This is a genomic window from Streptomyces sp. NPDC051207 (genome assembly GCF_040682395.1).
GTDB lineage: Bacteria > Actinomycetota > Actinomycetes > Streptomycetales > Streptomycetaceae > Streptomyces.
In genome coordinates, this window is the sequence record NZ_JBFBAX010000047.1 from 18,583 (window position 1) to 28,343 (window position 9,761).

Annotated in this window: 6 protein-coding genes; 3 read left to right on the forward strand and 3 right to left on the reverse strand. The window is 74.4% G+C overall.

Annotated elements, in window-relative coordinates:
- Positions 1-82: 82 nt before the first annotated feature.
- Positions 83-2,467 (forward strand): tetratricopeptide repeat protein, encoded by a 2,385-nt coding sequence (locus AB0M97_RS28970; RefSeq protein ID WP_365963940.1) that lies wholly within the window; start codon positions 83-85, stop codon positions 2,465-2,467.
- Here AB0M97_RS28970 and AB0M97_RS28975 read toward each other — a convergent pair.
- Both AB0M97_RS28975 and AB0M97_RS28980 read right to left on the reverse strand, forming a co-directional pair.
- Positions 2,374-2,940, reverse strand: coding sequence for a hypothetical protein (locus AB0M97_RS28975; RefSeq protein ID WP_365963941.1), 567 nt, complete (start codon positions 2,938-2,940; stop codon positions 2,374-2,376). The genes AB0M97_RS28970 and AB0M97_RS28975 overlap by 94 nt on opposite strands.
- Positions 2,934-4,193 carry a hypothetical protein gene (locus tag AB0M97_RS28980; protein ID WP_365963942.1) on the reverse strand — a complete coding sequence of 420 codons (1,260 nt, stop codon included), beginning with the start codon at positions 4,191-4,193 and terminating at the stop codon, positions 2,934-2,936. Before AB0M97_RS28980 ends, AB0M97_RS28975 begins: the two co-directional genes overlap by 7 nt.
- Before the next feature lie 224 nt (positions 4,194-4,417).
- Here AB0M97_RS28980 and AB0M97_RS28985 point away from each other — a divergent pair, with 224 nt between their 5' ends.
- Positions 4,418-7,642 (forward strand): tetratricopeptide repeat protein, encoded by a 3,225-nt coding sequence (locus AB0M97_RS28985; RefSeq protein ID WP_365963943.1) that lies wholly within the window; start codon positions 4,418-4,420, stop codon positions 7,640-7,642.
- Between the two features lie 198 nt (positions 7,643-7,840).
- Here the strand turns inward: AB0M97_RS28985 and AB0M97_RS28990 are convergent, their stop codons facing one another.
- A complete protein-coding gene (locus AB0M97_RS28990) occupies positions 7,841-8,296 on the reverse strand; it encodes a hypothetical protein (protein ID WP_365963944.1) in 456 nt (151 codons plus the stop codon).
- Positions 8,297-8,628: 332 nt separating this feature from the next.
- On the opposite strand from AB0M97_RS28990, the gene AB0M97_RS28995 reads away from it, so the two are divergent.
- The gene (locus AB0M97_RS28995; RefSeq protein ID WP_365963946.1) at positions 8,629-9,672 is read left to right on the forward strand and encodes an acyl-CoA desaturase; all 1,044 of its coding nucleotides are present in this window, start codon (positions 8,629-8,631) and stop codon (positions 9,670-9,672) included.
- Positions 9,673-9,761: the final 89 nt, after the last annotated feature.

Here is a 9,761-nt window from a genome sequence, read left to right on the forward strand (position 1 = left end):
TTCCGCGATCCATGGATATCGAGCACCTGTGCGGAAAGGATCCCCCCGAGGAGTTGGTACTTACACACGTGCGGGGGGACGGGTGCGGCGCCACGAGCTGGAGTCCCACAACGAGTTGAGCGGCACGGTGCACGGCCCGGCCATCCAGGCGGGCACGGTGTACGGCGGGATCCACATCGGCACCGACACCGGCTCCGCCGAACGGACCCCCTGGCAGCTCCCGTCGACCGTGCGCGTGGTCGACCGCACGCGCGAGCTGGCGGCCCTGGAGCGGCACCGGGCCGACGCCACGCGGGCGGGCCGGCCCGCGCTGGCCGCGCTGAGCGGACTCGGCGGGGTCGGCAAGACGGCCGTGGCACTGAAGTGGCTGCACACCCTGCGCCCGGACTTTCCGGGCGGCCAGCTGTACGCGGACCTCGGCGACCAGTCGCCCGCGGGGCCGACGCACCCGGACGAGGTACTGGCCCGCTTCCTGCGGGCGCTCGGGGTGCCGGCCCCGCAGGTCCCCGCGGAACTCGCCGAACGGGTCGCGCTGTACCGGTCGCTGACCGCCGACCGGCGTCTCGTGGTGCTCCTCGACGACGCCGCGAGCGCCGCCCAGGTGCGGCCCCTGCTGCCCGCGGGCGGCTGTGTGACGGCGGTGACCGGCCGCAGGCGGATGCCGGGGCTCACCGTCGACGGCTGCTACCCCGTCCACCTGGAGCCGCTCGACCACGACGCGGCCGTGGAACTCCTCGCCGACACCCCCTCCGACGGCCGGGTCGCCGCGCAGCCCGACGACGCGCGCGCCCTGGTCGAGCTGTGCGCCGGGCTGCCCCTGGCGGTCCGGGTCGCCGGTGCCCGGCTCGCGGCGCGCCCCGAGCGGCGCATCACCACGATGGTCCGGGCGCTCGCCGTGGAGCACGACCGGCTGGAGGCACTGGCCATCGACGGCGACCACAGCGTGCGGGCGGCGCTGGACCTGTCGTACCGGGCGCTGCCAGCCCCGGCCGCCCGCCTCTACCGGCTGCTCGGGCTGCACCCCGGCCCGGAGTTCGGCGCCCCGGTCGCGGCGGCGGTGCTCGCGGCGGCAGGGGATACGACGGAGCGGTACGCGGCGGAGAGGGGCGCGGCGCAGGGAGACTTGGCGCAGGGAGACTTGGCGCAGGGAGACGCGGCGCAGGGAGACTCCGCGCAAGGCGACGCCGCGCAAGGAGACTCGGCGCAGGGATATGTGGCGCAAGGGGACGCCGCGCGGGGAGACTCAGCGCGACGGGACACCGCGCGGAGGGACGCGGCGCAGGAGAACGCGTCCCCGGCGGACGCCGCCCTGGCGCACGCCGAGCAGCTGCTCGAAACGCTCCACGACGCCAGTTTCCTCTTCGCCGCCGGCGAGGACCGGCACCGCTTCCACGACCTCGTGCGCCTGCACGCCCTCGCCAAGGCGAGGGAGGACGAGCCGCCGCAGGAACGCGCGCGGGCCCTGCGCCGCATGGCCGACCACTACCTCGCCGGCGCCACCCGCGCCGAGGAGATCGTCGACCCCCAGCACCGCACGATGGCCCGGGACTACGCGACGGAACCGGTGGTCCCCGCCGACGTCGGACACGACGCCGAAGCCGCCCTGGACTGGCTGGAGCGGGAGCTGCCGAACCTGATGGCGGTGATCCGCCGGGCCCGCGCCGAGGGTTTCCCGACCGTCGGCTGGCAACTCGCCGACGCCCTGTGGCCCCTGTTCCTGCGGCGCAAGTTCTACGACGACTGGCGCGCCGCGCACGAGGAAGGGCTGGCGGCGGCCGGGGAGCTGGGGGACGTGGCCGCCGAATGCCGGATGCTCACCTCGGGCGGGGTCGGGGAGCTGGGTTCCGGGAACCACGACCGCGCGCTGCGGATGTTCGAACGCGCGGCGCGGCTCTTCCTCGACGGCGGCGACCGGCTCGGCCAAGCCCGCACCCTCAACTACCGAGGGCTCGCGCTGCAACGGCTGGGACGCCTGGACGAGGCCGCGGAACTGTTCGCGCGCGCCGCCACGGAGTTACCGGCGTGCGGGGACGTGCGGGCCGGAGGGCTCGCCCGGCTGAACCTCGCCGACGTCGCTCTGGCCGCGGGGCGCGCCGAGGAGGCGGTCGAGCAGGCCGGCGCCGCCCGTACGACGCTGCACGAGGCGGGCGACACGTACAACACCGCACGCGCGGCCCTGCTGCTGGGCCGCGCGCATCTCGCTGTGGGCCGGTGCGGGCAGGCGGAGGAGTTGCTGTCCGCCGCCCTGGCCACGCTGCGTGCCATGGCCGCGAACTACGAGGCGGCCCGCGCCCTCGGCAGCCTCGCGGAGGTCGCCGAGCGGCGCGGGCGGCAGCGGCCGGCCCGCGACCACTGCCGGGAGGCGCTGGATCTCTACGCGTCCGTGGGCAGGTCGGGCTCGGACGAGGCGGAGGCCACGCGGCAACGGCTGCGGCGGCTGGACGGCGACGCCGAGCCGGGGGCGTGAACCAGGAAGAGGCGCACGGACCGCAGGGCCGCGCCGGGCAGCCCGGCCGCCAGCCAGGAGTGCGCCAGCGAGGCGAGGCAGTCCCACACTCCCTCCAGCGGCCCCTGCGCGCCGCGAGCCCGGAGCGCGAGCACGGTTGCGTCCGGGGTCAGCCGGATCCAGCAGCGGGCGCCCTGGTGGACCGCCACGACGAGGGCACCGGGATGGGCGTACGCCACTTCGGCGGCCCTGGGCGCCCCCGTGCCGCAGGTGACCAGGACGTCGCCGAGCAGCGCCCGGTCCTCCTGGCCCGCGGTCGGCCGGACCCTGAGGTGCTCGTCCACGGCCGGTCTGCCGGTGACCGGGTTCAGCAGCACCGTACGGACCCGGTGCAGCGGGCCGCCCGCCCCGGTGCTCCCGGACACCCGCGCCCGGCACACCGCCGCCGAGCCCGCGGACACGCGCGCCCCGAACACCGCCGCGTGCGTCACCACGGTGTCGCCGCCCTGCCCGGGGTGTCGTACCGCACGGTGCGGGGCAGGCGCGCCGGTTCGGTGGCCGCCCGCCTGCGGGGCGCGCGCAGCCGCAGCTTGCGGTAGAGCAGCGCGCGCATCCTGCGGGAGAACTGGCCCGGTTCCGAGGTGATCCGGGCGGCCACCCGCTCGTACCGGTGCGCGCCGCAGGCCGCGGCGCTCCGCCTGAGCTGGTGGTACAGCGGCCGGTCCGCGCGCAGCCGCGGCGCGAAGGACATCAGCTCGGCCAGCGGCGAGCCGGGGTCGACGTCGGCGTCGGGACGGCCGGCCATCAGCACGGGCACGCCGGTCATCGCCCCGTACAGCGAGACCGAACCGTGGTCGCCCACCACGTAGTCGGCGGCGACGACGGCCCCGGTCCAGTCCGCGTACGGGCTGACCAGGACGAGGCCCGCGCGTGCCAGGTCGGCGAGCCAGGTGCGGACCTGCCAGTCGCCGTGCGCGTTCCAGATGTGGGGATGCAGGAGGGCGGCGATCCGGTACTCCTCCGCGGGCAGCTCGGCGACCAGGCGTTCCAGCAGCTCCCAGCCCTGTCCCAGCAGCGAGTCGGTGCCCCACGTGGAGCAGGCCAGGACCAGGCGCTGCCCGGTGCCCGCGCCCAGCGCCTCCCGGTACAGGGCCCGGGAGGACAGGCTGGCGGCGATGCGGTCGAAGCACGGGTCGCCCACCACCTCCGCCACCGGCAGCGCCTCGGGGCATTCGTGGCCCAGCCGGGTCAGCTCCTCGTGATGGGCCAGCACGATCGCCTCCGGGACCACCGCGCCGTCCCGCACCAGCCGCTGCCTGCTGAGCCCGTACACCCCCCGCCGGGCCACCGTCCGGCCGTTCTGTCCGGCCGGGGTGACCTTGTTGTGCCCGGCGCCGTGCGGCAGCACGACCACGGGCGCGTGCAGTTCGTGGAGGCTGCCGTAGCTGGCGGCCAGGGCCAGGTCGAAGCCCGTTTGCACCGCCTGGCTCCACGGCAGTACCAGGCCCCCCAGGTGGGCCAGGAACTCCGCCACGCCGTTGCCGAACACGTCGGGCGCCTGGGTGAAGAAGATCTGCACCCTGATGTCGCCCTCGAACTCGCGTAGCGCGTCGAGCAGCCGCTGTCCCGCGATCACCGTGTGCACGACGACCAGGACCCTCTTGCGGGTCCGGCGAGTGGCCCACCGCTCGACGTCCGGCCGCACCGGCACATGGCGCCAGAGCGGCTCGGGCACTGTCACGCTCATCGTTGAACTCCCCCGGTCCTTCTTGTTCGTGACGTCCATGACGGCGCTGCTTCGCCGCCATGTCCGGGGCATGCCCGGGGAAGTGGATGGCGCGCCTGCAGGAATCCTGCACTCCGCCGGACGGCGGCCCATGGCATGCCGGACGGCGGTCCGTGGTCCGTGCGCCCGTCGCGCTTCGGTGCGCCCCTGTCCACCGCCCCTGGGGCCGCAGAAGAGTGAACTGAGTGCCGTACGCACGTGCGGGCACTGCCGAACGGCAGGAAGAAGCACGCCCGTCGGGGGTGATGGTGGACCTTCTTGCTCTGGGACCTCTCGAACTGTGGCACGGCCGGCGGCCCTGCGAACTCGGTTCGCTGAAAGAGCGCTGTGTGCTGGCGGTGCTCGTCCACGCCCGGGGTGAGCCGGTCACCGTGGACACGCTGATGGACCGCCTGTGGAACGGGGACCCGCCGCCGACGGCCGTGGACACCCTGCAGAGCTACGTGTCCCGGCTGCGGCGGCGGCTGAAGCGGGCGGTCGGCGACGACCTGGCGCGGATCGGCAGGCCCTCGTCCCGGCTGTACCAGCTGCGGGCCGCCCCCGAGGACATCGACCTGCTGCGCTTCCGGCGGCTGCGGGAGGACGCGTCGGCCGCGGCGTCCCGGGGCGACCGGGAGTTCGCCATCGGGCTGCTGCGCACCGCCGAGGCCTTGTGGCGCGGCGAGCCGCTGGCCGAGTTCGCCGGCAACGCCTGGGCGATGTCGGTGCGGGCCCGGCTGGTCGAGGACCACCGCCGGGTGCGGGAGGAACGCATCGGCCTGGAAATGGAGCTGGGCCGCCACGCGGATCTCGTCGGCGAACTCCAGGAACTCGCCTCGCAGAACCCGTTCGCCCAGCAGGTCGTCGGCTCGCTGATGCTGGCCCTGTACCGCTGTGGACGGCACGACGAGGCCCTCCAGGTGTACCGGGACACGCGCGCCGGGCTCCGGGAGAGCCAGGGCATCGAGCCGCGCGCGGAACTCCAGGAACTCCACCTGCGCATGCTCGAACAGGACAGCACGCTGCTGCGGACCGGGACGGCGTCCGTGGCGGTGGCCGCCGCGGCCGGTCCTGAGCCCCGCAACTGCCTGCCCCGGGACACCCGGGACTTCACCGGGCGCACCGCGGAGCTGCGCATCCTCCTCGACGCGGCCGGGCAGACCGCGCCGACCGCCCTGCCGGTGACCGTCGTCCACGGCATGCCCGGCGTCGGCAAGACGGCGCTGGCCCTGCACGCCGCGCACCGGCTGTGCGCGGCCTACCCGGCCGGCCAGTTCTACGTGGACCTGCGGGGCTTCAGCGGCCAGCAGCCCCTCGACCCGGCCGACGCCCTGGCCACCCTGCTGCAGTCGGCCGGGTACTCCGGCGACCTGCCGGGCACGCTGGACGAGCGGGCGGCCCGGTGGCGGGAGTGGACCGCCCGGCACCGGGCGCTGGTGGTCCTCGACAACGCCCGGGACGCGGCCCAGGTCGCGCCGCTGCTGCCCGGGGCGCCCGACTGCCGCGTCATCGTCACGAGCCGCAGCCGGCTGGCCGGTCTTGACGGGGCCGCTCCCCTGCCGGTGGAGGCCCTGTCCCGGGCGGAGGCGACCGTCCTGTTCACCAAGATCGCCGGTGCCGCGCGGCTGTCCGGGCAGCAGGACGCCCTGGAGCGGATCGTGGACGTCTGCGGCTGCCTCCCGCTCGCAGTGCAGTTGCTGGCGAGCCGCTTCCGTCACCGGCACGCGTGGGACCTCCAGCACCTTCTCGGCCGGCTGGCCCGCGCGGCCGACCCGCTCAGCGAGTTCGACGGCCTGATGTCCGCGGTGTTCCACTTCTCGTACGCCGAACTGAGCGCCCCCGCCCAGCGGTTGCTGCGGCTGCTCGCCCTGCACCCCGGCCCCGACATCACGCTTCCGGCGGCGGCTGCCCTGGCCGGCGCGGATGACGACACCGAGCCGGGCCTGCTGGAGCGGTGCGTGGAGGAGCTGCTGGACTCCAGCCTGCTGGAGGAACCCGTGCTCGGCCGCTACCGGCTGCACGACCTGACCCGCGCCTTCGGCCTGCGGGCCGGCCGGCAGGCGGACACCGAGGTCGCCCGGCACGCCGCGGCCGGCCGTCTCGTCGCCCACCACCTCGCCACCGCCCACCGGGCCGACCGGCTCGTCCACCCGCACCGCCGCGCGCTGCCGCCCACGCCGGAGACGGAGTCCCGTCACGCGCTGGAGTTCTCCGGCAAGGACGAGGCCGTGGTGTGGCTCACCGTCGAACGCCCCAACCTGCTGGCCGCCGCGCGCACGGCCGCCGCCGCACACCCGGCGTACGCGGCGCTGTTCCCGCGCGTGCTGGCGAGAACCCTCAAGCTGTGGGCGACGTGGGACCTCGCGGCGGAACTCTTCGACGCCGCCCTGCCGGTGCTGCGCGACCGGGGCGACCGGTCCGCCCTGGCCGGCACCCTGACCGACCGCGCGGACCTGCTCGCGCTGCTCAACCACGGCGAGGCCCTGCGCTGCGCGACCGAGGCGCTGGCGCTCTACCGGGACCTCGGGGACCCCGGCGGCCGGGCCGACGCCCTCCTGCAGTCGGGGCGCGCCCACCTCGCGGCGGGCCACGGCGGCAGGGCCATGCAGGACCTCGAACAGTCCCTGGCGCTGTACCGCGAGGTCGGCGACCGCTCCGGCGAGGCCGACTGCCTCAACGTCCAGGGACTCGCCCACGTCTACGCGGGCCAGTACGACGAGGCCCAGCAGCGGGTCCGGCTCATGCAGGACATCTACCAGTCGCTGTCCGACCACTACGGCGTGGCACGCGCCCTGAACAACCGGGGCGAACTGCTGTGTCTCCAGGGCCGCCACGAGGAGGCCCGCGTCTGCTACGAGCGCGCCCTGGTGCTGATGCGGCAGCACGGCGGCCGGGGAGAACTGGCCATCCTGGACACCAATCTGGGCGTCGTCCACCAGGCGACCGGCCGGACCGACGAGGCCCTCGCCTTCTTCCAGCGGGCCCTGGCCACCCACCGGGCCAGCGGCGACGCGCTGGGCGTGGCCGACGTACTGATCAGCATGGGCACGGCCTACGCGCAGTCCGGGCGCCGGGGCGAGGCGCTGCTGCACCTGACCATGGCGGAGCGGGTCGCCGCCGACATCGACAACCCGTACGAGCGTCTGCGGGCCCTGCTGGGGGCGGCGGAGGTGCAGCGGGAGTCGGGGCGGCTGGACGCGGCGCTGAAGGGCTACGGGGAGGCCCTCGACGTGGCCCGGGGCATCGACCACCCGATGGGCTGCGCGGACGCGCTGGCGGGTCTGGCGCGGACGGCCCACGTCCGCGGTGGTCCGGAACAGGCCCGCCGCCACGCCGAGGAGGCGGCGGACCTGTACCGGCGGCTCGGGGCCGACGGGGAGGCCGACAAGCTGCTGCCGCTGCTCGCGCCACGGGAGGCGGCGGGGCCCTGAGCAGGGTCAGACGGGCATGCCCCACATCCATCGGAGCATGTCGATGTCGCCGTTCGCGGCAGCGGAGGCAACAACGACCGGTCGTGGGGCGGGGTGGTTCGTCACGCGCACTTCCTCATTGCGTTGATAGGACAATAACTTGGGATGATCATCGCGGTACTGCGGGCTGCCTCGCACCCGTTTTCACCAACCCCGCGCTCACTCCCGCTCCGTCGTCCCCTTCTCCGGCTCCGGGGCCGAGCTGTGGAACGTCAGCCCCGAGAACTGCTGCCCTTGCAGAACCGGCCCGTACTGCGTACCGCCGCTGATGCTGTTGCGGACGGTCCCGGCCGGCGCCCCGCCCCCGTCCGGCTCGAACTCCGCCAGCAGCGACCTCAGCTCCGCCACGGCCGTGGGGTCGGCCTGCAGCGCACGCCGCAACCGCGTCCGCCACGCCGCCTCGATGTCCGCGGCGGCGTCCTCGTCCCCCGCCTCCCGAGCGGCGACCAGCTCCCCCCGGGACACCCGCAGCTCCTCCTCGGCCGCGCTCTCGTCACCGCCGCGCGCGAAGAACCGTGCCAGCCGGTCCCGCGCCTGTGTCCAGGTCTCCGACACCATGAGCCCCACCAGCGTGGTGGCCCCGGACGCCGCCAGCGCAGCCAGTTCCGCCTCCACCGAACCCCCTCGTGTCCACGGTCCGCTCACCTCGCACCAGCCACCGTAGAGGACCGGAGGTCACGGGAGTGGTGCTCTCGCTGACAGACCGGACGAGGCGCGTCGAGGAACGTCCGCCGCGCCGGTGTGAGCCGGTCCCCGCGGGGAACCCGTCGTACTCAGGGCTTGTGCAACCGCCGACGGTGCAGCCGACGCTGCCCCGCAGTCCCGCCGAGCTTCCACCAGGGGAAGTACGCCTGTCTTCCCGTCGCTCTTCCCCTCTCTTCCCGTGGCCGGTCTCAGGCCCTCCAGGGCGGCTGTGAGCCCCCTGACCACCTATCAGAGAGCCTTGTATCGTGACCAGCTTGACCGTCCACACCCCACGCCCGCAGACCGCCGGCAGCGACTTCGCACAGCTGTCGAGGAAGATCGCGGACGCCGGACTGCTGGGGCGCCGCCCCGGCTACTACGCGGTGCGGATCAGCGCGGTGGCGGGACTCTACGCCGGCGGCTGGACCGCCTTCGCACTCGTCGGCGCCGGCTGGTGGACGCTGGCGGTCGCCGCCTTCCTGGCCATCGTCTTCGGGCAGGTGGCCCTGGTCGCCCATGACGTGGCTCACCGGCAGGTGTTCCGCCGGCGCCGACCCAGCGAGGTGTCCGGACGGATCGCGGCAGCGAGCATCGGAATGGGCTACGGCTGGTGGCAGGACAAGCACACCCGCCACCACGCCAACCCCAACAACGAGGACCTCGACCCCGATCTCGACCCCGACGTGCTGGTGTGGTCCCAGGACCAGGCCCGCGCGGCCACGGGACTGCCGCGCCTGATCGGCCGCTGGCAGGCGTTCCTGTTCTTCCCGCTCCTGACGCTGGAGGGTCTCAACCTGCACGTGTCCAGCGGGAGGGCCCTGTTCAACCGCGCGCTCAAGCACCGGAGGATCGACGGCGCCCTGCTGTTCGCGCACTGCGCGGTCTATCTGACCACGCTGTTCTGGGTCCTGCCGCCCGGCATGGCGATCGCCTTCCTCGCCGTCCACCAGGGCCTGTTCGGCCTCTACCTCGGCTCCCTCTTCGCGCCCAACCACAAGGGCATGCCGATCATCAAGGGCGAGGACCGTCCGGACTTCCTGCGACGCCAGGTGCTCACCTCGCGCAACGTGAACGGCGGCCGGCTCACCGACATCGCGCTGGGCGGGCTGAACCACCAGATCGAACACCACCTGTTCCCCAGCATGCCCAGCCCCAACCTGCGCATGGCCCGCGCCCTCGTGCGGCGCCACTGCGAGGAACTGGGCGTCGACTACCTGGAGACCGGGCTCATCGCTTCCTACCGGCAGGCACTCACCGGTCTGCACCGGGCGGGAGCACCTCTGCGGCGCACGCCCGCCCGCGCCTAGGTGTGCTGTCCCGGGACGTTGGTGACACGCGTGCTGGGTGCTTGAACGGGTGAGGGCCTTCTGGGTTCGGTGTGGATTGCGACATCTGC

Excerpts from the sequence above, each read along its gene's own strand:
- AB0M97_RS28980 (WP_365963942.1), bottom strand. The coding sequence starts at position 4,193 with ATGAGCGTGACAGTGCCCGAGCCGCTCTGGCGCCATGTGCCGGTGCGG.